This is a genomic window from Streptomyces sp. NPDC002004, from assembly GCF_053593975.1.
Genome location: NZ_JBSFDP010000007.1, coordinates 64,619 through 89,651, shown reverse-complemented (window position 1 = coordinate 89,651; position 25,033 = coordinate 64,619). Strand labels below are relative to the sequence as shown.

Sequence of the window (25,033 nt, the reverse complement as noted above, 5' to 3'; positions counted from 1 at the left end):
CCGCGGCGTGGCCGTCGACGGCGCCGCCGAGGGTCAGTCCCTCCGCAGCCGGCGCCACACCGCGGGCGCCGCGCCGATCAGCACGGCGACGGCCACCGCCGCCACCACGCCCTCCCACGGTTCCGGGAACAGCGAGCCGCCCAGCAGCCCGATCAGCATGTACGTGGCGGACCACGCCAGGCATGCCGGTACGTCGCCGCGCGCGAAGCGCCGCAGGGATATGCGCGCCAGCAGGCACGCGAGCATGACGGGTATCCGCCCCGCGGGCACGAGACGCGACAGGACCAGGACCAGGACGCCGTGCTCGCCCAACTGCGTCCGGGCCCGCGCGAGACGGTCCTCGGGGGCGCGGTCGCGGAGCGCTTCCAGCCAGCGCGACCCGTTGCCGGACCCGATGCCGCGGCGCCCCAGCCAGTACAGCATCAGATCGCCCAGGAACGCCGCGAGCGCGGCCACGGCGAACACCAGGGCGAGCGCGTACGGCGCCTTCTGGTGGAAGGCCACCACCGCGGCCGTACTCACCAGCGCCCCCGTCGGGACGACGGGCACAAGCGCCCCGATCATCACCAGCAGGAACAACGACGGGTAGCCGACGGCCTGTTGAGTCGTCTCCGGTGTCACCGCCGCCACTCCCAGTATGTTCACCGGGCCGCCTCCGCGCGCACGCTCTGCCCGTGCTCCGGCCGGTGCACCGTCACGTCCGGCGCCCGCAGCGCCGCGAGCCGGGCGAACTCGTCGCCGGGCGCATGGAATTCATGGGGCCGTACCCCATCCATCCCGATCGGCCAGTACGTGCCGTAGTGCACCGGCACCGCGTTGCGCGGCGCCAGCCTGACCAGCGCCTCGACGGCGCGCGCCGCGTCCAGGTGCCCCTGCCCCAGGTACGGGCCCCAGCCGCCGACCGGCAGCAGCGCCACGTCGACCGGCCCCACCGCGTCGGCCATCGCGTCGAACAGGCCGGTGTCCCCGGCGAAGTAGGTGCGCGCCTCGCCGCTCACCACATAGCCGAGCGCCGGCGAGCGGTGCCGCCCGACCGGGAGCCGCCGCCCGTCGTGCCGCGCCGGGACGGCCCGTACGACGAGGCCGCCGACCGCGGTCTCGTCGCCCGGGCCGACCTCCGTCACGCGCAGCCGGTGTGCCAGCCGGCGCAGCCCGGGCACGCTGCGCGTGGCGCCGCGCGGGACCAGCAGGCGGGTGCCGGGCGCCAGTCGGGCCAGGGAGGGCAGATGCAGATGGTCGGCGTGCAGGTGCGAGACGAGGACGGCGTCCGCGCGGGCGGCCTCGGGCGGCGGCAGCGGACCGCGGCGCCGCCGCAGATGCGCGAGACGGCGTGCGAACAGCGGGTCGGTCAGCACCCGGGTACCCGCGTCCTCGACCGTGCAGGTGGCGTGCCCCCACCAGGTGATCTCCACCGGCACCGCGCTTCCTCCTTCGTGCGACTCCCCCTGAGCCTACGGTCGGGGGTAGGGTCGTCGGCGATCCCCGGGGACCGGCGCAGTACGCCTCGGGGTAACCCTTCCCCTGCTCGCCGCACAGCAGTCGAGAGCTTCCCGGGGAGGGCCGGACGTGAGGGGGACGCCATGGGAGAGGCCGCCGGCTCGTCCACCGCGCTCCGCGTCATGGCCATCGCGAGTCTGACACCACTCGAAGAGCTCGACGACGATCCCTTCCTGGTCGACTCGCGCAGCCAGCACGCCATGTGCGACCGCTGGGCGGCCGAACAGGGGTACGTGGTGACCCGGCACCTGCTGGTGCACGGGCTGCGGCCCGACCACTGCGTCCTATGGGCGGACGTCGACGCGGGCCTCGTCGACCTCTTCGTCGCGCCCAGCCGCCGGGTGCTCGAGCGGGCCCTGCGCTCCGCGGAGGAGTTCGTCGCCGAGTGCGCCCGGCGGGGCATCCGCGTCGAGACCGCGGGCCTCGCGGAGCCCGAGTACGACGCGGAGATGAAGGCCCACGTCCACCGGCGTCTGTCGATGCCCACGGCGGGCTACAACGGCTGCTAGACGAGTGCCCTGCGCGGAACCGTGTGCTGCGGCCCGGGGGCACCGCTGGGTTCCGCGGTGATGGCGTGCCGCCGCCGGGGCTGCCCCCGAGGGGCACGGGACTCGGCGTCCGCTCCGGGCCCGCCGCCGGTTCGGTGCAGCGGGTGCGCCGGGGCCGGGTGTTGAGACCTATCTCCTCACACCGCGCGGCCCGGCGGTGTGACCGGGGGACCGGTGGGCATCGTTGTGGGCGGCGGGGGCGTCGTCCGGGGGTGTGACACGCTGGATGTGCGGCTCGTCCGGGGTGGCGGCGGTCCGGGGACGTGAGGTGAGCGGGGCGTGGGCAAGGGGCGGTGGCGGCGGGGGGTACGGGCCTGCGGGCGCGTGGTCGTCGTATGGGCGGTGTCCACCGCCACCGTGCTGGTGCTCGCCGGGATCCTCCCGGACTTCGCGCTCCAGTCGGCCGACGGCGACAGCGCGACCCGGATCGGCATCACCGCGGCCCTCGGCGCCGGTGCCTTCGGGCTGCTGTCGGTCCTCGTGTGGCCCCTTCTCGTACGGGCGCTGCTGCTCGTACCCGCCCTGGTGCTGGGCCTGTTGGTCTTCTTCCTGAACGGGTCGCTGCTGCTCCTCGCCCTGCGGATCAACCCCTCTGGGCGGGGCGACCTCGCCCCGGAGACCGCCGTGGTCGTGGCCGCCGTGATGTCCGCCGTGGCCTCGGCGACCGGGGCCGCCCTCGCGGTCCGGGACGACGACGCGTACCGGCGCCGCCTCCACCGCCTCGCCGCCCGCCGCCGTGGGCGCGGCCGCGCGGCCGCCTGCCCGGTCACGCCCGCCACCGTCGTCGTCCAGCTCGACGGCGTTGGGCACGACGTGCTGCGGGACGCCGTCGGCAGGGGCCTCATGCCCACCGTGGCCGGCTGGCTCGCCGGGCCGGACCCGACCCACCGGCTCGTCCCCTGGCGCACCGACTGGTCCAGCCAGACCGGGGCCAGCCAGCTCGGCATCCTGCACGGAAGCAACCACGACGTCCCGGCCTTCCGCTGGTACGAGAAGGAGACGCGGGAGGTGATGGTGTGCAACCGGCCCACCAGCGCCGCCGAACTCCAGCGCCGCGCCGTCGCGCGCACCGGTGACGGAGGGCTGCTGACCGTCGACGGCGCCAGTCGCGGCAACCTCTTCAGCGGCGGCGCCGACCAGCTCGCCCTCGTCCTGTCCGTGGCCGCCCGGCGCGGCAGGGACAACCGCTCCCGGGCCGGCTACTTCGCGTACTTCTCCGACCCGGCCAACGCCGTGCGCACCGCCGTGTCCTTCGCCGCCGAGGTCGTCCGCGAGATCGCGCAGGCCGCTCGCGCCCGGGCGGCCCGGCACAGGCCCCGGGTGGGCCGCGGCGGGCTCTACCCGTTCGTCCGGGCCTTCGCGACCGTCGTCGAACGCGACGTCGTGGTCGCCGCGGTCATCAGTGACCTGCTCGCCGGGCGGAACGCCGTCTACGCGGACCTCGTCGCGTACGACGAGGTGGCGCACCACTCGGGCCCGCGCAGCCGCGACGCGGACAAGGTGCTGCAGCGGCTCGACCGGTCCCTGGCCCTGCTGGCGAAGGTCGCCGAGCACGCCCCGAGGCCGTACCGGATCGTGCTGCTCTCCGACCACGGCCAGAGCCCCGGCGAGACGTTCCTCGGGCGCTACGGACTCACCCTCGGCAGCCTGGTGCGGGCCGGATGCGGGCTGCCGGTCCCGCGCCGTGCGCGCAGGACCCGCAGCGGCGCCGAGGCGCGGGCCGCCGTCCGGGCCGCACTGCACCGGCCCGTCGAGGAGGGCGCCGGGCAGTACAGCCCCGGCCGCCGCTCCGAGCCCGTCGTGCTGGCCTCCGGCAACCTCGGGCTCGTCTCCTTCCCGGACGTGCCCCACCGGATGACCCGCGAGGAGATCGACCGGCGGCACCCGGCCCTGCTGCGGACCCTCGCCGACCATCCGGGCATCGGCTTCCTCCTCGTGCGGAGCGAGGAGCACGGCAGTGTCGTCATCGGGGCGCACGGGGCCGAGGTGCCCGTCGACGCGCTCGTCGACGACGTCGGCCCGCTCGCGGGGTTCGGGCCCGGCGCGGCCGATGCCGTGCGGCGCACCGACTCCTTCCCGCACGTCGCCGACATCATGGTCAACTCCTGGTACGACCCGGGGACCGGCGAGGTCCACGCCTTCGAGGAGCAGATCGGCTCGCACGGCGGTCTGGGCGGCGCGCAGAGCCGTCCCTTCCTGCTCGCGCCGCTCGCGCTCCCCTCACCCGTGCACGACGGGGAAGCGCTGGTCGGCGCGGAGCGGCTGCACCGGGTGCTCCGGTGCTGGCTCGGGGACGCCGACGGCCCGCAGGTACCGCTCCAGCCGTCCCCGGACGATTCCCTGTACGGACACCCCGCGAGCGCATCATTTGCTGCCACCGAGGGTTCCGTACCGGACAAAAGCGCGTGATTTGGAGGCCCGCCGCGCATGGCAGACCATGGTCGGCGGTCCGGCGATCCCGGTCCGCAGCACGACCGAGAGGCGCACCACCCCCATGCACGACACCGGAACCGGCACCGGAACGGCTCTGCGACCGGCTCCCTCCGCTTCCGAGGCACCGTCCCCGCGCGGCCCGGAGACCCGTCATTCCCGGCGCTTCGGCCTCCCCGTCGCCACCGCGCTCGTCATGGGCAACATCATCGGCGGCGGCATCTTCATGCTCCCCGCGTCCGTGGCCCCCTTCGGCACGGTCAGCCTCCTTGCCTTCGGCGTCCTCACGGTCGGCGCGATCGCGCTCGCGCTGGTCTTCGGGCGGCTCGCCGAGCGCCATCCCTTCACCGGCGGCCCGTATGTCTACGCGCGTGAGGCGTTCGGCGACTTCGCGGGCTTCCTGGCCGCCTGGTCCTACTGGATCACCACCTGGGTGTCGAACGCGGCGCTCGCCGTGGCCGCCGTCGGCTACCTGGACGTGCTGCTGCCGATCCACGGCTCCCGGTTCTGGACGATCGTCGCCGCGCTCACGGTGCAGTGGCTGCCGGCGCTCGCCAACCTCGCGGGGACGCGGTACGTCGGCGCGGTGCAGCTCGTCTCGACGGTGCTGAAGTTCGCGCCGCTGCTGCTCGTCGCCGTCGGCGGCGTCTTCTTCTTCCGCGCCGACAACCTCGGGCCGTTCCACGCGGGCGGCGGGTCCACGCTCGGCGCGGTCTCCGCGTCCGCCGCGATCCTGCTGTTCAGCTACCTCGGCGTCGAGTCGGCTTCCGTCAGCGCGGGCGAGGTGCGCGACCCGGAGCGCAACGTCGGCCGCGCCACCGTGCTCGGCACCACGCTCGCCGCCCTGCTGTACCTGCTGTGCACCGTCGCCGTCTTCGGGACAGTCGCCCACGACAAGCTGGTGCACTCCACCGCGCCCTTCTCGGACGCCGTCAATGCCATGTTCGGCGGGAGCTGGGGCGGCACCGCCGTCGCACTGGCCGCGCTCGTCTCGATGACCGGCGCCCTCAACGGCTGGACCCTGCTCAGCGCGCAGACCCCGTACGCGGCGGCCAAGGACGGACTGTTCCCGGCCGTGTTCGCCGACAAGCGGCGCGGGGTGCCGACCGTCGGCGTGCTCGTGTGCGTCGTGCTGGCTTCGCTGCTGACCGTCTACAACTACACGGCCGGTTCCGCCGGGGTGTTCGAGACGCTCGTCCTCGTCACCACCTTCACCGCGACCGTGCCGTATCTCCTCGCCACCGCGGCACAGGTGTACTTCCTGCTCAGCGGGCAGGGCCACCGGGTGCGGCGCTCCCGGCTGGTCCGGGACACGGTGCTGGCCCTCGCGGCGTTCGGGTTCTCGCTGTGGCTGGTCGGCGGGGCCGGATACGCGGCCGTCTACCAGGGCGTGCTCTTCCTGTTCGTCGGAGTCCTGGTGTACGCGGGGATCGCGGCCCGGAAGAAGCGCGCCGTCACGGCCTGAGTTACCGGGTGCGCGGGGCCGCCGTGTGGTCGGATGGAGGGCGACGGATTCTGTCCGCAGTCTCCTGTCCCGCAGTCTCTTGTCTTCGAAGGGATTCACCGTGGCAACCACGCGTTCCGCACACACCGTCTGGGACGGCAACCTGCTCGAGGGCAGGGGTGTCGTGTCCTTCGACACCTCCGACGTCCCCGACCAGCAGGTGTCCTGGCCGTCCCGTGCAGAGAAGGCGGACGGCAAGACCAGCCCCGAGGAGCTGATCGCGGCGGCGCACTCCAGCTGCTTCTCCATGGCGCTGTCGCACGGCCTCACCGGCAAGGGCACCCCGCCCACCCGCCTCGACACGGCCGCCGATGTGACCTTCCAGCCCGGCACGGGCATCACCGGTATCCACCTGTACGTCGAGGGCCAGGTGGAGGGCATCGACGAGGCGGCCTTCGTCGCGGCCGCCGAGGACGCCAAGAAGAACTGCCCGGTCAGCAAGGCGCTGACCGGCACCACCATCACCATGCAGGCCAAGCTGGTCTGAGCAGGGCCCGGGTCACCACCGGGCGAGGCCGTGGCTCCCGGTCGCACGGGGCCACGGCCTCGTCGCGTTCCGGCATCGTTTCACCCGAACAGGGGTTGACAAGAGGGCACTCAAGTTTTGTGCTAGAGGGTGACAGGATCCAGGTGAGTCGGAAGGGGAACGGTCATGGGACGTGCGGTCGGGATCGATCTCGGGACGACGAATTCGGTGGTCGCCGTCCTGGAGGGCGGCGAACCCACCGTGATCGCCAATGCCGAGGGTGCGCGCACCACGCCGTCCGTCGTCGCCTTCGCCAAGAACGGCGACGTCCTCGTCGGCGAGGTCGCCAAGCGGCAGGCCGTGACGAACGTGGAGCGCACGGCACGTTCCGTGAAACGCCACATGGGGGACGCGTCCTGGCGGTTCCCGGACACGGGTGACATCGACGGGAAGAAGTTCACCGCCCAGGAGATGTCCGCGCGGGTGCTGCAGAAGCTGAAGCGGGACGCCGAGTCCTATCTCGGCGAGGACGTCACGGACGCGGTGGTCACCGTGCCCGCCTACTTCGACGACTCCCAGCGGCAGGCCACCAAGGAGGCCGGCGAGATCGCCGGGCTGAATGTGCTGCGGATCATCAACGAGCCGACCGCCGCCTCGCTCGCGTACGGCCTCGACAAGGGCGGGGAGCAGACGATCCTCGTCTTCGACCTCGGCGGCGGCACGTTCGACGTCTCACTGCTGGAGATGGGCGAGGGCGTCATCGAGGTGAAGGCCACCAACGGCGACACGCACCTCGGCGGCGACGACTGGGACCAGCGGATCGTCGACCACCTGGTCAAGCAGTTCAAGAACGCGCACGGCGTGGACCTGGCCAAGGACAAGATGGCCCTGCAACGGCTGCGCGAGGCCGCGGAGAAGGCGAAGATCGAGCTCTCCAGTTCCTCCGAGACCACGATCAACCTGCCCTACATCACGGCGTCCGCCGAGGGCCCGCTGCACCTGGACGAGAAGATGACCCGCGCCCAGTTCGAGGAGCTCACGGCGGATCTCCTGGAGCGCTGCAAGACGCCGTTCCACCAGGCCGTCAAGGACGCGGGAGTGAAACTCTCCGTTATCGACCACGTCATCCTGGTCGGCGGCTCGACCCGCATGCCGGCGGTGACGGAACTGGTCAGGTCCCTCACCGGGAAGGACCCGCACAAGGGCGTCAACCCGGACGAGGTCGTCGCCGTCGGCGCCGCCCTCCAGGCGGGCGTGATCCGCGGCGATGTGAAGGACGTCCTCCTGCTGGACGTGACCCCGCTGTCCCTCGGCATCGAGACCAAGGGCGGCATCATGACCAAGCTCATCGAGCGCAACACGACCATCCCCACGAAGCGTTCGGAGATCTTCACGACCGCCGCGGACAACCAGCCGTCCGTCGGAATCCAGGTCTTCCAGGGCGAGCGCGAGATCGCCGCGTACAACAAGAAGCTCGGCGTCTTCGACCTCACCGGGCTGCCGCCCGCGCCGCGCGGGGTGCCGCAGATCGAGGTCACCTTCGACATCGACGCCAACGGGATCATGCATGTCTCCGCGAAGGACCTCGGCACCGGACGCGAACAGAAGATGACCGTCACCGGCGGGTCCGCGCTGCCCAAGGACGACATCGACCGCATGATGCGGGACGCCGAGCAGTACGCCGACGAGGACCGCCGCAAGCGTGAGGCCGCGGAGACCCGCAACCAGGCCGAGCAGCTCGTCTACCAGACGGAACACTTCCTCCGGGACAACGCGGACAAGATCCCCGCCGACACGAAGACCGAGGTCGAGGCCGCGGCCACCGAGCTCAAGGGCCTTCTGGACGGCAAGGGCGAGGACACGGGCGCCCTCCGCGAGGGCATCGAGAAACTGGCCGCCGTCAGCCAGAAGATGGGCCAGGCCATGTACGCCGACGCGCAGACCCACGCCGCCGACAGCGGCGGCTCCACCACCTCGGACGAGACGAGGGCCGACGAGGACGTGGTCGACGCCGAGATCATCGACGACGAGCGTGAGCAGCGGGGCGGGGCCGCGTAACCGGCGCCCCGGTCGACGGTGGGCGGCCCGACCGGATTCCCGGCCCGGGCCGTCCGTCCGTCGAGCCCGTCCGTCGAGAGGAGGGCATCGGTCCGCTGTGCCGCGCCGGAGAGGGCGGCAGGGCGCCCGCCCCTGACGCTGCGCTTGAGCGGGACGCAGGCCCCGGCCCCCTGGCGCTGCGCTTGAGCGGGACGCAGGCCCCGGCCCCCTGGCGCTGCGCTCCTGAGCGGGCGGGGGCTTCGTCGAGCCTGCTCGCAGGGACTAGACTCGAACAAGTGTCCGATAGCCTCTCGCCCCGTCTCGCTCTGTTGCGCTTCCTGGAACGCGTCCAGCTCGCGGACCTGGAGCGCACCCGGCGGTGGATCGCGGACGAGGAGCGCCGCGAGGCGGAGACGCGGCGAGGTTCCCGGGCCCGGCCGCCCGCGCCGGACTGGCTGCTGGAGTACGGCATCGGCGAGCACCGGCACCCCGTCACCGTGCACGTCGGCGGCTGCCACATGGCGGGCGACCGTATCCACGGGGTCCCGCGGGACCAGGCGGTGCGGGCGATCGCCGAGGGCGTCGAAGCCTGCGCGCACTGCCGCCCGGACACCGAGCTGGGGCTGCTGGACTGATGTGCCGGTGCCTTCGGCGGATGCGTGACGATGTCCCCGGAGCGTCCCCCCCCGACGTCGCCACGGCGCGGTCATGTGGGCACCGGTGCTCGGACGGCGGCCGTTGGACCGGTGGTCGGACGGTGGCCGTTTGGACCGTTGGTCAGGCGGCGGCCGTTGCCTCCTCGATCGGCCAGGCGATCTCCAGACGGTTCTCCGGGTGACCGGGCGTGCCGGTCCAGCGGCGGAACACCTCCTGGACCGGGCCGGCGAAGGCGAAACCGTGCTCGGTGATCCAGTTCGCCACCGCGTCGTACGCGCTGTGGATCTCGGGGAACGCGGCCGCCGTACCCGTCACCGTCGTGCCGGCGTACTCGGCCTCCGGGATGTCCAGCACGTACATGCCCTCGGGCACGTGCTCCGGCTGGGCACCCACGGCCGAGAACGGCAGACACGCCTCGACCAAGGTCTCGCTCTCCTCGTCGCACACCCCGTGGTAGCGGGCGAACGCGGGTTCCGTGAAGGTGAGCGGACCCTGACCGGCGACGGTGTACATGGCCTGGTAGCTGCTGCGCATGAACGCGTCCAGGCCGGGCTGGCTCAGCGTCGCACTGCAGACCAGCACTCGCTGGGGAGCGCCCTGGCGAATGGTGATGCGGTGGTTCATCCCTGCTCCTTCGGTCAGACGGGCCAAGAGGCTGCGGGCCACCGAGCGCTGGACTTCGAGTCGGCGCTCCGCGGCTGCGAGATGCGCACGCAGCGCCGGTGCCATGTCCGCACCGTCCTCGCCGCGTGCCAGCAGACGACGCACGTCCTCGATCGGGATGTCCAGCTGCCGCAGCGCCCGAATCAGCTGGGCCGTCCGGACCTGGTCGCGCCGGAAGTAGCGGTAGCCGCTGTCAGGGTCGACAAATGCCGGTGCCAGCACACCACTTGCGTCGTAGTGCCGCAGAGCGGTGACCGAGAGACCACTGGCCTGAGCGAACTGCCCGATCGGCAGCAGGTGCGTCCTGTTCACGGGGAAGACTGTGCCGTCTCCGGTTGCCCGAGAGTCAAGCAGCGCCCGCACCGGACCGGTCGTGGCGCCCGTCCCGGGTGTCCCCTGCTCACTGGCCCACCGCGGGGGTCACCCCCAACAGCGCTTCAGACAGGGAGAGTTGCAGGGGAATAAACCTGTTGACCGCCTAAACGATCACCTCTTAGCGTGACGCGGGACTTTTGCCGACCACGTATGAAGGATCACGGAATGAGACGTATCGCCAAGGTGACGGTGCAGGCAGCGGTGGCCTCTCTCGGGCTGACCACGTGTCTGGTCGTCGGCGCAGGCCCGGCCCAGGCGGCCGTAGACGACTGCAAGGCGTCGTTCAACGGCGAGGACAACCTGGCAATCGCCCACTGCTATTCGGGATTCGGAAGGTACCGGGTGAAGTCGAAGTGCGACTCGCCCACCTATCCCTACTCGATCACCATCTACGGCCCCTGGATGTCCCGTTACTCCGGCCAGACCAACCCGAGGGGCTCCTTGGTGGACGGCGACAGGTACAACTGCCACATCGCCAGCGCCTCGACGGACGTCTAGTCCGCATCCGGGCCGTCCCTCGGGCCGGCCTTGGACCGTGCGGGCCGACCGGAGTCCCCGGTCGGGTGATCTTCCGGCGGTACGCGCATGAAGGCAGGGCCTTCCGGTGGCTCGGGGTGCGATCCCGTTCCGAGCGGCTCCCGGAAGCCCTGCCGTCGTTGTCGTACGCGCCGAGCCCGTTCGCTTCAACGCGCCCGTCGTGCCCTGGGATTGCCTCGCGCACGTGTGAGGCAACGCGGCGAGCACCACCTGATCGCCCCCTCAACCCACCACCTTCCCCAGCTTCCATCCCGTCTGCCGTCGACCCACGCCCGCTCGGCTCTGCCTGGGTCGATGGCAGGCGGGATGGGAGCTCCCCCGCGCACGCCACACTCGGGCCGGCGCCCGCGAACGGCGGCCCCGTCCATCCCGGAGCCTGAGCGCCCCCCCCCCGGAGGCATGCTTCGACCGCGGGCCGCGCGATGCGGTGATCGACTCATGGCCCTCGGGCCCTATCCATGTGGGCGCGTCGGCGCAGCGCGCGCGGAGCGGGCCGAAGGCAGGAGCGTCGCGCGGAGCGGAGCCGGGTGCCTTGAACCACTAAAGAAAGTTGTAACTCACTGGGCTGAGGGAAGTGGTGTCTTGCCTCGGCTCGGCTGTGCGCGTCCGATCGGCGTGCGCAGGGAGGGCCGGGGCCGTGCTGGTGGAGTTGAGTGTGGTCGAGCAGCGGCATCACGCGGTCATGGAGGTCGCCGCGGGGGTTCCGGTCACTCAAGTCGCGGCCTGGTATTCGTACTCGCGCACCCCGGAGTGCGCCGACTGTCTCGACACCCCAAGCCGCCGCCCACCGTCTCGTGGTCGACCGGGACGCCGGTCGATGCCCACCGGTCGGCGGCTCAGCGGTGAGGGATGTCGCCCAGCTCCGAGGGTGACTCCCTGGGGGCGACCCGGGGCCGGTGGAGCGAAGAAGCGGAATCCCGCATTTTGTGACGTCGGTCACGGCGCTTCGCCAATCAACCGGCGTGCTTAGTAGATGCGACACGGCAGACATCTGTGGATTTGTCCGTCTTGGCCCGGATGTGGATCCTTCCGCGCGTACCGGGATTCCGCCCGGTCAGCCTGCACGCCCGTTGCCCCGTGGTGTAAGGCTTCTGACGCCGCGGCAGCTTTGCCTCCTGCCGCCGTGTAGCGGACCGGAGACCCGTGCACTGCCCTGGCGAGGTCCCCGGGATCTACGTGGCGGGGTAGTGGCGGGACCCTTTGCGCTCCCTGTTGAGCCGTTCTAAGAATGACGACCCAGAGGACGTCGCTGCAGTTCGGAACCGGTGTTCACGCAGAGTCGACCGCGCACTGTGGCGCTCGGCGTCACCGAGTGAGTAGGAGCCCCCACATGAAGTCGTCCCGAACGTCCGCGAGACTCCTCACCCTCGCTCTCAGCCTGGGTCTGGCCTCCAGCGCGCTGGGCGCGGCGGTGCCGGCGAGCGCCCAGACGGCCGCCACCCCGTCCGCTGCCGCCGGTACCTCCGTGGCGCGGTACGACGGGTCGGTTGAGGAGGCCGCGAACAACAAGGCGTTCTTCGAGGCTGTGCTCAAGTCGGTCGCCGAGAAGCGCGCCGCCCAGCCCAACGCGCAGGCGGTGACCCTCTACTACGACGCCTCCCGGGCACCGAGCTTCCGTTCGCAGATAGCGAGCGCGGCCTCGATCTGGAACAGCTCCGAGTCCAACGTCAAGCTCCAGGAGGCTTCGAGCGGTGCCGACTTCTCCTACTACGAGGGCAACGACCCGCGCGGGTCTCACGCCTCCACCAACGGTCACGGAAGTGGCTACGTCTTCCTCGACTACGCCCAGAACCAGCAGTACGACTCGATCCGCGTCGTCACCCACGAGACCGGGCACGTGCTGGGCCTGCCGGACGACTACAGCGGGGCGTGCAGTGAGCTGATGTCGGGCGGCAGCCCCGGCCCGTCCTGCACCAACCGCTACCCGAACGTCACCGAGCGCTCGCGTGTCGACCAGCTGTGGGCCAACGGACTCGCGCAGGCCCCGGGCACGGCGAACCAGCCCGCCGAAGACCCGAGCGCTGCACTGGCGGCACCGCCCGTAGCCCCGGGCACGGCGAACCAGCCCGCCGAAGACCCGAGCGCTGCACTGGCGGCACCGCCCGTAGCCCCGGGCACGGCGAACCAGCCCACTGAAGACCCGAGCGCTGCACCGCCGGTACGGACCGTGACGCCGGGCCACGGTCCGTGGCGTCCGATCCACTGCACGCCCTGGAGGTGATTGCGTTCCCAAGTGGGAAGCGGCTCACTGTTGAGGATGGCGGGTGCTGGGGTGCTCCGATCTCCTCGCCACTGACTCGCACCCGTCAGCCCTCACACCCCCGAGGACGGAATAGCGAGTGAAGGGCGCCTCGCGCAAAAGTATCAACATTCTCGCTCATCCACCTGCAGGCCAGGACCCAGCTCAGATCTCATGCATCATCCGACAGCGACGCGGCAGCCTCGTATGCACAGGCGGGGAGTTCGATGTCCTGTCGGTGTGCGGGCGGTATGAAGAAAACGGGGCGGAGCGTCCAGGTGATGCGTATGCCGGCGTCGTGGTTGTCACTCGGCTTGGGCCTCGCGGTCGCGGCCGGCGGGCACGCCTTCGACTCCTTGCCTGTCCAAGGCGGCCCCGTGCTCTACCTCGCACTGGAGGACACTCCTCGCCGTCTCCAGACCCGTATGGGCAAGATCCTGGGAGGGCAGGCGGCCCCGGCCGGGCTGACCCTGGTCAGATGCGCGGGGCCGCCCCACAGGGTGTCTCCGCATATGACGCGGACTACGTCGCCGTCGGCTACGCCAAGCGGATCGCGGATCACTACGGGATCGCCGTCGTCCTGGTCCACCACGTCCGCAAGGCCGGCGCGGACGACTTCCTGACCGAGGTGTCCGGCACCAACGGGATCGCAGGAGCCGCGGACGCCACGCTCGTACTCAAGCGCGCCCGCGGGCAAGCCGACGGCATCCTCCACGTCACCGGCCGCGACGTCGACGAAGCCGAGTACGCCCTGAAGTTCCAATCCGCCTCGGGCGCCTGGCAGATGCTCGACGGGCCCGTCTCCGACCACACCATCGGAGACACGCGTGCGGCAATCCTCAGGTACGTCCGGCAGAACCCCGGCGTCCGCCCCCGGGACATCGTCGCCGCGCTGCCGGACATCGACGCGGACACCGTTCGTCGCTACTGCTCCCGCATGGCCGACGCGGGTCAGCTCACGAAGAGTGCCGGAGGCCGCTACTACCCGGACACCCCCGGCCCGGATGTGTCCCACGTGTCCGACTGTCCGACGCGAACCATGAAGGGAGCGCGCGGTGACGACGCCCTCGCCCAAGTCACGAGACGACGGGAGCACCACCAACGCCGCGCCCCAGCGTGTGCTCTACCGGCCGGAAGAGGCCGCGACGGCGCTCGGCATCGGCCGCTCAACGGTCTACGAGGAGATTCGCCTGGGGCGCCTCAGGACCGTTCGCATCGGCCGCCGGCGGCTGGTGCCGCCCGAGTACCTCGCCGACTACGTGGACCTGCTGAAACGAGAGACCGCGTCCTGCAACTGACTCACCCACCTCAGCACGTCGTATAGGCCGCGTCTCGAATGCGGCCTCCACGCGCTCAGTTCCGGAAGGGGTAGCACGAATGACTGAGGCGTCCCCGGGGCCTCGCAAAGCAGGTCACGGAGAAGACTCCATCTACTGCACGACAGCCCGCTGACCTGGCATGGAGAGGCCGCTGGAGCCCTTTCTCCATTACCTCCCGCGTAATCGACCGGCCCCCGGCCCCCGGGCAGAGTGGTCGTACCGGCCCCGGACCGACGCACTTCGGCCCGGGGCCGGGTCAAGCCCGCGCGTTGCGGGACCGACCCATACCCACGGAGGCCGATCCGCCATGTCCGCCCTTCAGCTCGCCACCCTGGCCCGCACCTCCGAGCCGGCCACCATGCTGCGCCGGTTCCTCGCCCTGGACGCCGTCGTCACCACCGGCAACGGTCTCGCCTACCTGGTCGCCTCCGGCCCCCTCGGCCGGCTGCTCGGGGTGGACGGCGGACTGCTGCTGGGCATCGGCGCCTTCCTCGCCGTGTTCGGCGCGGGCGTGGGGGTCCTGGCCGCCCGCACCGGTCCGCCGGTGCTCCCCGTCCGCGCCGTCGTCGAGGCGAACGCCGCCTGGGCGCTGCTCAGTCTCGTCGCGCTGTTCGCCTGGCTGTCGCCGACCACCGCCGGAGCGGTGTGGATCCCCGCGCAGGCCGTCACCGTCGCCGGATTCGCGGCCCTGCAGTACGCCGCGCTGCGCGCCGCGCGGGTGTGACTCAGCCGGTCGGCGACCGCAGGTACTCGACGGTCGCCGAATCGGCCGGGAGGAAGGTCTCGATGGCCAGCTCGGCGACCGTGACGTCCATCGGCGTGTTGAACGTCGAGATCGACGAAATGAAGGACAGGGTGCGGCCGTGGTGCTCGATCACCATCGGCAGCGCGAAGTACGGCACCGGCTCGGCGGGCTCCGCGTCGTCCGGAGAGCTCGCGGCGACGGGGTACGCCGCCACCTCCTCGTACAGCGCGCGCAGTGCGTCGGACCGGTCGAGCGCGATCTGCCGCTCCATCTGGGCCAGCAGATGCCCCCGCCACTCGCGCAGGTTCCGGATGCGCGGGGCCAGTCCCTCAGGGTGCAGTGTGATGCGCATGGCGTTCAGGGGCGGTGCGAGCAGATGGTCCGCGACGCCCTCCAGGAGCATGGTGATGCCGCGGTTGGCGGCGACCACCGAGTACGTGGCGTCGACGATGAGCGCCGGGTAGGGCTCGTAGCCCTGGATGAGCCGCTCCAGACCCGCGCGGAGGGCGCCCATGGCCGGATCGTCGAGCGAGGTCTCCGGGAAGCGGGGTGCGTAACCCGCGGCCAGCAGCAGCGCGTTGCGCTCGCGCACGGGCACGTCGAGATGGTCCGCCAGACGCAGGATCAGCTCCTCGCTCGGCCGGGACCGGCCCGTCTCCACGAAGCTGATGTGACGGGCCGACGAGTCCGCACGCAGTGCCAGCTCCAGCTGACTGACGCGGCGTCGCATACGCCAGTCGCGCAGGAGCGGCCCCACTCCCTTGTTTCCCGTTGCTTCCTTGAGGGGCGAGGCGGATCCGGTTCTGTGCGCGGCGGTGGTCATACGCCAGACGCTAGCCGAATCCCGCCACCTCGCGGTCCGGTCGGGCGTTTGCCGGCCGTCCCTGTGGCACGCTGGGACAACACCGTTCACCGTCCCCCGAGGAGTCGCGGCCATGCCCGTCGAACCGCTGTCGCAGAAGGAGATCGAGGACCGGCTCGCAGAGCTGCCCGGCTGGTCCCTCGACGGTGACCGCATCGCCCGCTCGTACCGCCTGGGCTCCCACTTCGCCGCCGCCGCGCTGGTCGTGCACATCGCCCAGGTGCAGGAGGAACTCGGCCACCACTCCGACCTCACGCTCGGCTACAACACCGTCGCCCTCTCGGTGAACACCCACAGTGTGGGCGGCGCGGTCACCGAGCTCGACTTCGGCCTGGCACAGCGGGTCGAGGAGCTGGCGGCGGGGCACGGCGCGAGCTGAGCCGCCCCGACGACGGTCGCACCGGCGCACCGGTCGAGCCCACGCCGCCCCTCGGCGGGCCGACGCTCCCGCGCCGCCCCAGGCGCACCCCGGCCGGTCAACGCCCATGCGTCCAAGCCGATGCGCACCCGGGTCCCGCCCGGGGTCGCTACGCTCGACTACGGCGCCGAAGCCGCCGTCTACGACGCGACGCGCGGCGGCGAAGCCCGGGCCCGGGCCGCCGCCGACGCCCTGCTCGGGCTGGTGCCCGGCGACGCCCGCAGACTGCTCGACCTGGCCTGCGGCACGGGGCTCGTCACCCGGCGGATCGCCGCGCGCCCGGGCCTGCAGGTGATCGGGCTCGACCTCGCGCACGGCATGCTCGCCGTGGCCGCCGGCCGGCTCGGCGGCGCGGTCGTACGGGCCGACAGCAGACGACTGCCGTTCGCCGACGGTTCCCTCGACGCCGTCGGCGCCACCTGGCTGCTGCACCTCCTCGAGGACGCCGCCCCGGTCGTCGCCGAGGTCGCGCGCGTCCTGCGCCCCGGCGGCGTCTTTCGTCACCACCGTCGACAAGGACTCGGGGCACGACGTCGGCAGCGACATCGACGACCTGGTCGACCCTGTCGCGGAGCCCGCCCGTCCGACGCGAGCGCGGTCATCACCGCGCACGCCGCCGGGCACGGGCTTCGTCCCGCAGGCGAGGCGCGGTTCACGGGCCACGGGCAGGGACGGACCCCGCGCCGACTCGCCGGACACGTACGGGACGGCCGGGTGTACGCGGCCGGGGGCGCCGCCCTCGCCGACGCCCTGGAACGGCTGCCCGGCCAGGACGTGCCGCACCCGGATCCCCTGTTCACGTTCCGGGCGTACCGGAAGGCGGGCGGCACCCCGACGGCTCAGGACGGCGGCTCGACGCCGAGCCCCCGACGGATCGCGCGTTCGACGGGCGAGTAGTCGCCGTCCGCCCGTTCCGGTTCGTACGGCACCGCCGGATACTGCGGGGGCTGCGCCATGAAGCGCGGACGCGTGCCGTGGTGGCTGTGCGGCGTGCACCAGGAACGGATGACACAGCTGGACGTCATCCGCGCGGCCGGTGACCGTGCATCCGAAATTTTGCCGGACCGGCAAAGTTGCTGGCCTGCGGGCCGCGGTCGGCACAGGGTGGTTCCCGTCCCGGAGGAGATCCCCTAGGAGGCGGACCACATGGCCGAACCGCACACCCACACCCACGACGACGCACACGACCACAGCTCCGTGGACTGGGCGGTGATGGGACCCCAGATGGAGCGACACGCGGAAGTCGCCGCGCCGATGTACACGCAGATGGCGGCCTGGGTGCGGGAGTCGCAGCCGCGGCCGCGCGCGGTCGTCGACGCCGGCAGCGGCCCGGGCGTCGTCTCCTGTCTGCTCGCCGACGCGTTCCCGACGGCCGACGTCGTCGCCGTCGACAGCGCGGCCCCGCTCCTCGACCGGGCCCGCGACCGGGCGGCCCGGCAGGGCCTCGCGCACCGTGTCCGCACCCACCACGCCGAACTCCCCGCGGGACTGGACGGTGCGTCGCCCGCAGACATCCTCTGGGCCGGCCGCTCGTTGCACCACATCGGCGACCAGCGGGCCGCCCTGACCACCTTCGGCGAGGCCCTCGCTCTGGGAGGCACACTCGTCCTGCTCGAAGGCGGCCTTCCCATGCGCTGTCTCCCGCGCGACATCGGCTTCGGCCGCCCGGGACTCCAGAGCAGGCTCGACGCGGCCGAGGAGGAGTGGTTCACGGCGATGCGCTCGGCCATCCCGGACACCAAGGAGGAGACGGAGGACTGGCCCGCCCTCCTCACCGCGGCGGGCCTGCGCCACACGGGGACCCGCACCTTCCTGCTCGACCTCCCGGCCCCGCTCACGGACGCGGCCCGCGCGCATGTCGTCGCGTCCGTCACCCGCCGCCGCGAGGGGCTGGCGGACCGCCTCGCATCCGAGGACGTATCCGCCCTGGACCGCCTGCTCGACCCCGCCGACGACGCGTCCCTGCACCACCGCCCCGATGTGTTCCTCCTGTGGGCGCAGACCGCGTACACGGCGACGCCGACGGCGCCCGCGGGGTGAGGCGTGCCCGCAACCCTCCTGCGGAAGCGCCCGGTTGAACCGTGGGCCGCGACACTCGGATCAGCCGGGCGCGGGGGCGTGCGTTTCCACCCTGCACGGGCGGGCCGGGTTCCACCGTGTCCGGCCGCCCGCGCGGCATACTGGTCCGGCATGAAGACGCCCCACCGGCTGATCAACCCGGTGTACGCCCTGTACGCCCGCCGCCTCCGCGCGCAGATCAAGGAGAGCGGCGGCCCCCTCCCCGCGCACATCGGCCTCATCATGGACGGCAACCGCCGCTGGGCGCGCCAGATGGGCATGGCGAACCCGAGCCTCGGTCACAAGTACGGCGCCGAGCACGTGGAGGACGTGCTGTCCTGGTCCGAATCCCTGGGCATCCGGCACGTCACCGTCTTCGTCTGCTCCACCGAGAACCTGCGACGCCGCGACGACGCAGAGGTCGCCGCGCTGATGCGGATCATCGAACAGGTCGTCAGTGACCGTCTGGCCCGCCCGGACGCCCGCTGGCGCATGCACATCGCCGGCACGCTCGACGTCCTGCCGGCCAGCACCGCCACCGTCCTGAAGAACGCGGTCGAGGCGACCCGCGACTGCACCACCGGCGCCCATGTCACCCTGGCCGTCGGCTACGGCGGGCGCCAGGAGGTCATCGACGCCGTGCGCGAACTGCTCTACGAGCGGGCCGAGTCCGGAGATTCGCCGCGCGAGGTGGCGGACAGCCTCACGGCGGAGGACATCGCCCGCCATCTCTACACCGCCGGACGCCCCGACCCCGACCTGGTCATCCGCACCAGCGGGGAGCAGCGCATGTCGAACTTCCTGCTCTGGCAGAGCGCCTACTCCGAGCTGTACTTCTGCGAGGCGTTCTGGCCCGCCTTCCGTGAGATCGACTTCCTGCGGGCGGTGCGGAGTTACGCGGTCCGGGAGCGCCGCTACGGAGCCTGAGCAGCGCCGCCGCAGGGCTCGGCCCTCGTGCCGCAGGGCTCCGACCGGCGGCGGCCGCGCGACCTGAGCGGAGCGGCCCCGGGGCTCGTGCCGCGCCGCGGGGCCACCGGGGCACCCCTGGTTGTCGCCCCTCTAGTTGTCGCGGAGGAACTGCTGGGCGAGCGAATCGCCGAGCGAGACGGCGGCGCTGTGGCTCTCGATGGGGGAGGCCTTGGAGTTCGTGAACAGGATGTAGGTGACACCGGAGTCGGCGCCGCCCGTCGCCGGGTCGGGGTCGATACCGAGTGCCTGGGCGGTCGCGTACGACGCCTCGCCGATGATCTTCGTGGGACCGGTGTCGCCCACGACGGCGTACTCGACCTTGTTCCCGTGGACGACCGCGACCACCCCGCCGCCCTTGATGCCCGCGCTCGAGTAGTTCCAGATGGAGCTGGAGCTCGGCACGACGACGTACGGGAGCTTCTCGGCGCTCAACGGCTTGCCGTTCGACTGGTGGAAGGCCGTGTCGTCCTGGAACCAGGGGTCGGTGTCGCCGTTGCAGTGGGTCGTGACCTGGCCGTCGCAGTCGACGTCCATGTCGGCCTTCCAGAACACGGCGCCGTTCTTGCCGCACACCGGGACCGTTGCGGACGTCTCGTCGTCCGTCCGGTACTTGCCGTTCGATATCTGCGTACAGCTCTGCACCTTCGCGAGGAGATCGGCGGCGCTCACCGAACCCTCCTGGGTGGAGGCGGGTGCGGCGGTCGCACGGCCGGAGCGGAGCCCGGCGGGGAGGGACTGGGCGGCGGCCGGGAGGGCGGCTGCCGCGAGCAGCGCGGCACCGGCGGCCACGGAGAGGGACAGCGTTCGACTGCGCACTGTGGGGACCCTTCTGTTAGGAAACTTTCCTTACCGGGTGCGCCAGCAATGTGGACCTCTCTGCATGGTCACGTCAACCCCGTAGCGGGGCGGGTACGCGAAAGGCGCCGCTTTCCGGCCGCGCGTTCTGGAAAGCGGCGCCCTGCGGCGTCCGACGGCCGAGTGGGCTCCGACGTGTCGGGCCGAACCCCCCTGAACCGCGTCGAACGGCTAGACCATGTCGAACGTCGCCGGGTCGGGCCCGAGCCGGCGGTCCTCGTTGAGGGCGCCGATCGCCGCCATGTCCTCGGCGTCCAGTTCGAAGTCGTAGACCGCGACGTTCTCCTTGATCCGTGACGGGGTCACGGACTTGGGGATGACGACGTTGCCCAGCTGGATGTGCCAGCGCAGCACGACCTGCGCAGGGGTGCGGCCGTGCTTCTGGGCGATGGCGACGATCGCCGGGATCTCCAGGATCCCCTTGCCCTGGCCGAGCGGTGACCAGGCCTCGGTCCTGATGCCCTGCTGCGCGTGGAACTCGCGGGCGGCGCGCTGCTGGAGGTAGGGGTGCAGCTCGATCTGGTTGACGGCAGGGATGACCGAGGTGGCGTCGATCAGCCGTTCCAGGTGCTCCGGCAGGAAGTTGGACACCCCGATGGACCTGGCGCGGCCGTCCGCACAGAGCTTCTCCAGCGCCTTGTAGGTCTCGAGGTACTTGTTCTGCGACGGCAGCGGCCAGTGGATCAGGTACAGGTCGACGTAGTCCGTGCCCAGCCGTTCCAGGGAGGTGTCGAACGCGCGCAGCGTCGCGTCGTACCCCTGGTCGGCGTTCCACAGTTTCGTGGTGATGAACAGCTTCCTGCGCGGGATGCCGGAGGCGGCGACGCCCTGCCCGACGCCTTTCTCGTTGCCGTAGATGGCGGCGGTGTCGATGCTCCGGTACCCGGCTTCCAGCGCCGTGACGACGGCCTGTGCCGCCTCGTCGTCGGGTACCTGCCACACGCCGAAGCCGACCTGGGGCATCTCCAGGCCGTTGTTCAGAATGATCGGGGGGACCTTGCTCACGAGCTCTCGGCCCTTCAGTCGTGGGGTGGTACCCCCATGGTCGACGATCACGGGGCCCGCCGCATTCCTGCTCGGCCTTCGCCCGCCGCTCGTGGCGTGGCCGACTCCCCGGGCATCGCGGGCCGCGTCGCCGTCATCGACAGGCCCTAGGCGCGGTACAGCGCCTCGACCTCGGCCGAGTACGCCTGCTCGATGGCCTTCCGCTTCAGCTTCAGCGACGGCGTGAGCAGTCCGTGCTCCTCGGTGAACTGGTGGGCCAGTATCCGGAACGTACGGATCGACTCGGCCTGCGAGACCAGCGTGTTCGCGGCCACCACGGCGCGCCGCACCTCGGTCTCGAGGTCCGGGTCGCGCACCAGCTCGGCGGGGCTCAGCTGTGGCTTGTTCCGCATGGTCAGCCAGTGCTCGACGGCCTCCTGATCGAGCGTCACCAGGGCCGCGATGTAAGGGCGGTCGTTGCCGACGACGATGCACTGCGCGACCAGCGGGTGGTCGCGCACCCGCTCCTCCAGCTGCTGGGGCGACACGCTCTTGCCGCCGGAGGTCACCAGGATCTCCTTCTTGCGCCCGGTGATCGTGAGGTAGCCGTCCTCGTCGAGCGAGCCCAGGTCGCCGGTGGCGAGCCAACCGTCGTGCAGGGCCGCGTCCGTGGCCTTGGGGTCGTTCAGGTAGCCCTGGAAGATCTGGTCGCCGCGCAGCCACACCTCGCCGTCGTCCGCGATGTGCACCGTCGTCCCCGGAATCGCCTGGCCGACGGTGCCGAACCTGGTCTGCTCCGGGGGGTTGGCGGTGGCGGCCGCCGTCGACTCGGTCAGCCCGTAGCCCTCGTAGATGGTGACTCCGGCACCCGCGAAGAACAGCCCCAGCTTCCGATCCATCGCCGAACCGCCGGACATGGCGTGCCGCACCCGGCCGCCCATCGCGTCCCGCACCTTGGAGTACACCAGCTTGTCGAAGATCTGGTGCTGCATCCGCAGGGCCGCCGACGGTCCCGAACCCGTGCCGAACGCCTTGGCCTCCGCGGCGTCCGCATAGCGCACCGCGGCCTCGACGGCCTTGTCGAACGGCCCGGCCCTGCCGTCCTTCTCCGCCTTGCGGCGCGCGGCGTTGAAGACCTTCTCGAAGATGTACGGCACGGCCAGGATGAACGTGGGCCGGAAGGACTGGAGGTCCGGGAGCAGGGCCGCCGCGTTGAGCTGCGGCTGGTGCCCGAGCTTGACCCCGCCGCGTACCGTCGCCACCTCCACCATGCGGCCGAAGACATGGGCGAGCGGCAGGAAGAGCAGGGTCGAGGCCTCGTCGCCGCGCTTGGAGTGGAACACGGGCTCCCAGCGGTCGACGACGGTGTCCGCCTCGTACATGAGATTGCCGTGGGAGATCACACAGCCCTTGGGGCGGCCGGTCGTGCCCGAGGTGTAGATGATCGTGGCGACCGACTCGGGGGTGACCGCCCGGCGGTGCCGGTGCACCGTGTCGTCGTCGAGATGCGCCCCGGCCGCGAACAGGTCCTCGACGGCGCCGACGTCGAGTTGCCACAGTCCGCGCAGGTGCGGCAGCCGGTCGATGACCGTCGCGATGGTCATCGCATGGTCCTCGTGCTCCACCATGGCCGCCGACACCTGTGCGTCGTGCAGCATCCAGAAGACCTGCTCCGCCGACGAGGTGGGGTAGATCGGGACCACCTGGGCGCCGATCGTCCACAGAGCGAAGTCGAAGAGGGTCCACTCGTAGCGGGTACGGGACATGATCGCGACGCGGTCCCCGAAGCGCACGCCGTGCGCCAGCATTCCCTTGGCGAGGGCCATTACCTCGTCACGGAACTCGGCGGCGGTCACATCACGCCATTGTCCGTCGTCGTCCTTGCGGCCGAGGCTGACATGCAGCGGGTCTTCCAAGGCACGGTCGAACACGGCGTCTGCCAGACCGCCCACCAGCGGCGCCGACGCCGGCGAAGGGTTGGTGAACTCGCGCAATGTCACTCCTTGTGGCGCTCCGCACAGCGCCGGTGACGGTACCCCACGGCGGCCCTCAGCGGGAGGGGTGCCGAGATGACGGTACGCGCGGCATATGCACTGGTCAGGCTGCGAAATACGACCACATGGGAAAGGGTCGGACAGAATGCTGACGCATGAGTAAGTTCCGGTGGCGTAATCTCCACGGAATCTGTACCGGCTGGTCACCGAGGTTCTACGCGCGTTTCCGGCGTGTTGGCGCGATCCGGTTATTACTAGAGAGTAACCGATTCTGCGCACGCGGGCCCGCCGGGCTGGATGCCCGACGGGCCGGGTGCTTTCCGTCCTCGGCGGCCGCGGTGCGGTGTGCGGCAGCCCCTCACGCGCGAGCCGGCGCCGCCTCCTGCCGGTGCTCCGGAGCCGGGGCACCGGGCGTGCGTCCCGCCCGCACCAGAGCCAGGACGAGCACCCCCGCGGTCAGTGCGACGGCCCCCGCCGTCACGGCCGCCCGGTCCAGACCCGACGCGAACGCCTCATGCAGCGCGTGGTCCGGTATCGCCCCGCGCAGGGCGCCCGCCCCGCCGCCCGCGAGCGTGCGTGAGGCACCCGCGGGCAGGTCCTGCGCCATCCGGGAGGTGAGGACCGTGCCGAACCCGGCGACCCCGAGCGCGTAGCCCAGCTGACGGAAGGTGTTGACCGCGCCGCCCGCCATGCCCGCCCGAGCCGGCGGCACCGCCGCCAGGGCCGCGCCCGCGAGCGCCGGGGAGACCAGGCCGGTGCCGACGCCGACCAGCACCATCCCCGGCACCAGTGCCGTCCAGGTGTCACCCGCGTCGAGCACCGCCTGGCAGCACGCACCGGCACCGATCAGGAGCAGCCCGCCGCCGATCGTCCACCGCGCGGGCACGCCGTGCAGCAGCCGGCCGCCGAGCACGGCCACGACGACCGACGCGCCGGTCATCGGCAGGAACACCAGACCGCCCCGGACGGGGCTCATGTCCTGAAGGGTCTGGAGCCAGATCGACACGTACGGCACCAGGCCGAACGCCGCACCGTTGAAGGCGAGCCCGCCCGCCATCACCCCCAGGAACGCCGGCTTGCGCAGCAGCCCGAGGTCCAGCAGCGGATGCGCGACACGGCGTTCGACCAGCAGGAACGCCACCAGTCCCAGAGCGGACACCGCGAACGCGGCCAGTGCGCCCGCCGAACCCCAGCCGTGCGAACCGGCGCGCACGACCCCGTACGTCCCGGCGCCCGCCGCGCAGGCGAAGGCCGCCGTTCCCGCCCAGTCGACCCGCCGGGCCCGGTCCCCGTGCGACTCCGGCATCACCCTCAGCGTCAGCCACACGGCCGCCACGCTCACCGGCAGATTGACGAAGAAGATCCACCGCCAGCCGGGGCCCTCGGTCAGCACGCCGCCGAGCACCGGGCCCACCGCGGCCGCCGCCCCGCTGACCGCGCCCCACACACCGAGCGCGGCGGACCGCTGGCGCCCCTGGTAGACGGAGCCCAGTAGCGGCAGCGTCGTCGCGAACATCGCTGCGGCGCCGAGACCCTGTACCGCCCGCGCGGCCACCAGCAGCCCCGGCCCGGTGGCCAGCCCGCAGCCGAGCGAGGCCAGTGCGAACACCACCACTCCGGCGATGTGCACCCGGCGCCGGCCCAGGATGTCGGCCGCCGCACCCGCGCCGAGCAGCAGCGCCGCCAGGGCCAGCGCGTACCCGTCGATCACCCACTGCAGATCGCTCAGCGACGCGTGCAGCGCCCGCGCCATGTCCGGCAGCGCCACGACCACGATCGTCACGTCCAGCAGCAGCATGAACGTCCCCAGACAGACCGCCGTCAGCGGCCCCCATCCGCGCATGTCCCCACGCCTCTCGTTCGTTCCGGTGAGTTT

At 71.8% G+C, this 25,033-nt stretch carries 21 protein-coding genes and 3 pseudogenes; 15 read left to right on the top strand and 9 right to left on the bottom strand.

From position 1 onward, the window contains the following. Positions 1-33: 33 nt before the first annotated feature. Positions 34-645, bottom strand: coding sequence for a DedA family protein (locus ACWCP6_RS14035; protein ID WP_450932652.1), 612 nt, complete (start codon positions 643-645; stop codon positions 34-36). Continuing rightward, on the bottom strand, positions 642-1,418 hold the full coding sequence (locus ACWCP6_RS14030) for an MBL fold metallo-hydrolase (RefSeq protein ID WP_450932651.1): 777 nt from the start codon (positions 1,416-1,418) through the stop codon (positions 642-644). The genes ACWCP6_RS14035 and ACWCP6_RS14030 overlap by 4 nt, the downstream gene beginning before the upstream one ends. A gap of 162 nt (positions 1,419-1,580) precedes the next feature. On the opposite strand from ACWCP6_RS14030, the gene ACWCP6_RS14025 reads away from it, so the two are divergent. From ACWCP6_RS14025 to ACWCP6_RS14000, 6 genes are all read left to right on the top strand, one after another. After that, complete coding sequence (locus ACWCP6_RS14025; protein ID WP_450932650.1) at positions 1,581-2,006, top strand: hypothetical protein; 426 nt, start codon at positions 1,581-1,583, stop codon at positions 2,004-2,006. 318 nt (positions 2,007-2,324) lie between these two features. Continuing rightward, on the top strand, positions 2,325-4,454 hold the full coding sequence (locus ACWCP6_RS14020) for an alkaline phosphatase family protein (protein WP_450932649.1): 2,130 nt from the start codon (positions 2,325-2,327) through the stop codon (positions 4,452-4,454). A gap of 85 nt (positions 4,455-4,539) precedes the next feature. Continuing rightward, entirely contained in the window at positions 4,540-5,940 is a 1,401-nt protein-coding gene (locus ACWCP6_RS14015) for an amino acid permease (protein ID WP_450932648.1), read from the top strand. A gap of 100 nt (positions 5,941-6,040) precedes the next feature. After that, positions 6,041-6,466 (top strand): OsmC family peroxiredoxin, encoded by a 426-nt coding sequence (locus tag ACWCP6_RS14010; protein WP_450932647.1) that lies wholly within the window; start codon positions 6,041-6,043, stop codon positions 6,464-6,466. 165 nt (positions 6,467-6,631) lie between these two features. After that, positions 6,632-8,503: a molecular chaperone DnaK gene (gene dnaK, locus ACWCP6_RS14005; protein WP_450932646.1), complete on the top strand. Its 1,872-nt coding sequence runs from the start codon at positions 6,632-6,634 to the stop codon at positions 8,501-8,503. A 275-nt stretch (positions 8,504-8,778) separates the two neighbouring features. Next, entirely contained in the window at positions 8,779-9,117 is a 339-nt protein-coding gene (locus ACWCP6_RS14000; RefSeq protein WP_450932645.1) for a DUF6233 domain-containing protein, read from the top strand. Between the two features lie 142 nt (positions 9,118-9,259). Here the strand turns inward: ACWCP6_RS14000 and ACWCP6_RS13995 are convergent, their stop codons facing one another. Next, positions 9,260-10,114, bottom strand: a complete 855-nt coding sequence (locus ACWCP6_RS13995) for a MerR family transcriptional regulator (RefSeq protein ID WP_450932644.1) — start codon at positions 10,112-10,114, stop codon at positions 9,260-9,262. A gap of 228 nt (positions 10,115-10,342) precedes the next feature. Here ACWCP6_RS13995 and ACWCP6_RS13990 point away from each other — a divergent pair, with 228 nt between their 5' ends. The 5 genes and pseudogenes from ACWCP6_RS13990 to ACWCP6_RS13970 all read left to right on the top strand — a co-directional run bounded on the left by ACWCP6_RS13990 (position 10,343) and on the right by ACWCP6_RS13970 (position 14,996). Then, the gene (locus ACWCP6_RS13990) at positions 10,343-10,675 is read left to right on the top strand and encodes a hypothetical protein (protein WP_450932643.1); all 333 of its coding nucleotides are present in this window, start codon (positions 10,343-10,345) and stop codon (positions 10,673-10,675) included. A 1,369-nt stretch (positions 10,676-12,044) separates the two neighbouring features. Further along, a pseudogene (gene snpA, locus ACWCP6_RS13985) lies at positions 12,045-12,722 on the top strand (snapalysin); the annotation flags it as partial. 458 nt (positions 12,723-13,180) lie between these two features. Continuing rightward, on the top strand, positions 13,181-13,576 hold the full coding sequence (locus ACWCP6_RS13980; protein ID WP_450932642.1) for an AAA family ATPase: 396 nt from the start codon (positions 13,181-13,183) through the stop codon (positions 13,574-13,576). Between the two features lie 432 nt (positions 13,577-14,008). Continuing rightward, positions 14,009-14,251, top strand: coding sequence for a helix-turn-helix domain-containing protein (locus tag ACWCP6_RS13975; RefSeq protein WP_450932641.1), 243 nt, complete (start codon positions 14,009-14,011; stop codon positions 14,249-14,251). A 328-nt stretch (positions 14,252-14,579) separates the two neighbouring features. Next, positions 14,580-14,996: a hypothetical protein gene (locus ACWCP6_RS13970; RefSeq protein WP_450932640.1), complete on the top strand. Its 417-nt coding sequence runs from the start codon at positions 14,580-14,582 to the stop codon at positions 14,994-14,996. A 1-nt stretch (position 14,997) separates the two neighbouring features. Here ACWCP6_RS13970 and ACWCP6_RS13965 read toward each other — a convergent pair whose 3' ends face one another. After that, positions 14,998-15,840, bottom strand: a complete 843-nt coding sequence (locus tag ACWCP6_RS13965; RefSeq protein ID WP_450932639.1) for a helix-turn-helix domain-containing protein — start codon at positions 15,838-15,840, stop codon at positions 14,998-15,000. Positions 15,841-15,952: 112 nt separating this feature from the next. On the opposite strand from ACWCP6_RS13965, the gene ACWCP6_RS13960 reads away from it, so the two are divergent. Together ACWCP6_RS13960 and ACWCP6_RS13955 are read left to right on the top strand one after the other, a co-directional pair. Continuing rightward, positions 15,953-16,258: a 4a-hydroxytetrahydrobiopterin dehydratase gene (locus ACWCP6_RS13960; protein ID WP_450932638.1), complete on the top strand. Its 306-nt coding sequence runs from the start codon at positions 15,953-15,955 to the stop codon at positions 16,256-16,258. 120 nt (positions 16,259-16,378) lie between these two features. Beyond that, positions 16,379-17,194 (top strand): annotated as a pseudogene (locus tag ACWCP6_RS13955) (class I SAM-dependent methyltransferase). On the opposite strand, the pseudogene ACWCP6_RS13950 reads toward ACWCP6_RS13955, so the two are convergent. Next, positions 17,137-17,335 (bottom strand): annotated as a pseudogene (locus ACWCP6_RS13950) (phytanoyl-CoA dioxygenase); the annotation flags it as partial. The pseudogenes ACWCP6_RS13955 and ACWCP6_RS13950 overlap by 58 nt on opposite strands. A 108-nt stretch (positions 17,336-17,443) precedes the next feature. Between ACWCP6_RS13950 and ACWCP6_RS13945 the strand changes: the two are divergent. Next, positions 17,444-18,337 carry a class I SAM-dependent methyltransferase gene (locus ACWCP6_RS13945; RefSeq protein WP_450932637.1) on the top strand — a complete coding sequence of 298 codons (894 nt, stop codon included), beginning with the start codon at positions 17,444-17,446 and terminating at the stop codon, positions 18,335-18,337. A 150-nt stretch (positions 18,338-18,487) separates the two neighbouring features. Further along, positions 18,488-19,282 (top strand): polyprenyl diphosphate synthase, encoded by a 795-nt coding sequence (uppS, locus tag ACWCP6_RS13940; RefSeq protein WP_450932636.1) that lies wholly within the window; start codon positions 18,488-18,490, stop codon positions 19,280-19,282. A 132-nt stretch (positions 19,283-19,414) separates the two neighbouring features. On the opposite strand, the gene ACWCP6_RS13935 is transcribed toward uppS, so the two are convergent. The 4 genes from ACWCP6_RS13935 to ACWCP6_RS13920 form a co-directional block, all read right to left on the bottom strand. Then, positions 19,415-20,140, bottom strand: a complete 726-nt coding sequence (locus tag ACWCP6_RS13935) for a glycoside hydrolase family 75 protein (protein ID WP_450932635.1) — start codon at positions 20,138-20,140, stop codon at positions 19,415-19,417. Between the two features lie 210 nt (positions 20,141-20,350). After that, entirely contained in the window at positions 20,351-21,142 is a 792-nt protein-coding gene (locus ACWCP6_RS13930; protein WP_450932819.1) for an aldo/keto reductase, read from the bottom strand. Between the two features lie 188 nt (positions 21,143-21,330). Continuing rightward, on the bottom strand, positions 21,331-23,157 hold the full coding sequence (locus ACWCP6_RS13925; protein WP_450932634.1) for an AMP-dependent synthetase/ligase: 1,827 nt from the start codon (positions 23,155-23,157) through the stop codon (positions 21,331-21,333). A 358-nt stretch (positions 23,158-23,515) separates the two neighbouring features. Next, the gene (locus ACWCP6_RS13920; RefSeq protein WP_450932633.1) at positions 23,516-25,000 is read right to left on the bottom strand and encodes an MFS transporter; all 1,485 of its coding nucleotides are present in this window, start codon (positions 24,998-25,000) and stop codon (positions 23,516-23,518) included. Positions 25,001-25,033 lie beyond the last annotated feature (33 nt).

Bases quoted from the DNA above. Each gene is read 5' to 3' on its own strand.
- ACWCP6_RS14025 (WP_450932650.1), top strand. From the start codon at position 1,581: ATGGGAGAGGCCGCCGGCTCGTCCACCGCGCTCCGCGTCATGGCCATC.
- ACWCP6_RS14015 (WP_450932648.1), top strand. From the start codon at position 4,540: ATGCACGACACCGGAACCGGCACCGGAACGGCTCTGCGACCGGCTCCC.
- dnaK (WP_450932646.1), top strand. From the start codon at position 6,632: ATGGGACGTGCGGTCGGGATCGATCTCGGGACGACGAATTCGGTGGTC.
- ACWCP6_RS13990 (WP_450932643.1), top strand. From the start codon at position 10,343: ATGAGACGTATCGCCAAGGTGACGGTGCAGGCAGCGGTGGCCTCTCTC.
- ACWCP6_RS13980 (WP_450932642.1), top strand. From the start codon at position 13,181: ATGTCCTGTCGGTGTGCGGGCGGTATGAAGAAAACGGGGCGGAGCGTC.
- ACWCP6_RS13970 (WP_450932640.1), top strand. From the start codon at position 14,580: ATGTCCGCCCTTCAGCTCGCCACCCTGGCCCGCACCTCCGAGCCGGCC.
- ACWCP6_RS13965 (WP_450932639.1), bottom strand. From the start codon at position 15,840: ATGACCACCGCCGCGCACAGAACCGGATCCGCCTCGCCCCTCAAGGAA.
- ACWCP6_RS13960 (WP_450932638.1), top strand. From the start codon at position 15,953: ATGCCCGTCGAACCGCTGTCGCAGAAGGAGATCGAGGACCGGCTCGCA.
- ACWCP6_RS13945 (WP_450932637.1), top strand. From the start codon at position 17,444: ATGGCCGAACCGCACACCCACACCCACGACGACGCACACGACCACAGC.
- uppS (WP_450932636.1), top strand. From the start codon at position 18,488: ATGAAGACGCCCCACCGGCTGATCAACCCGGTGTACGCCCTGTACGCC.
- ACWCP6_RS13930 (WP_450932819.1), bottom strand. From the start codon at position 21,142: ATGCCCCAGGTCGGCTTCGGCGTGTGGCAGGTACCCGACGACGAGGCG.
- ACWCP6_RS13920 (WP_450932633.1), bottom strand. From the start codon at position 25,000: ATGCGCGGATGGGGGCCGCTGACGGCGGTCTGTCTGGGGACGTTCATG.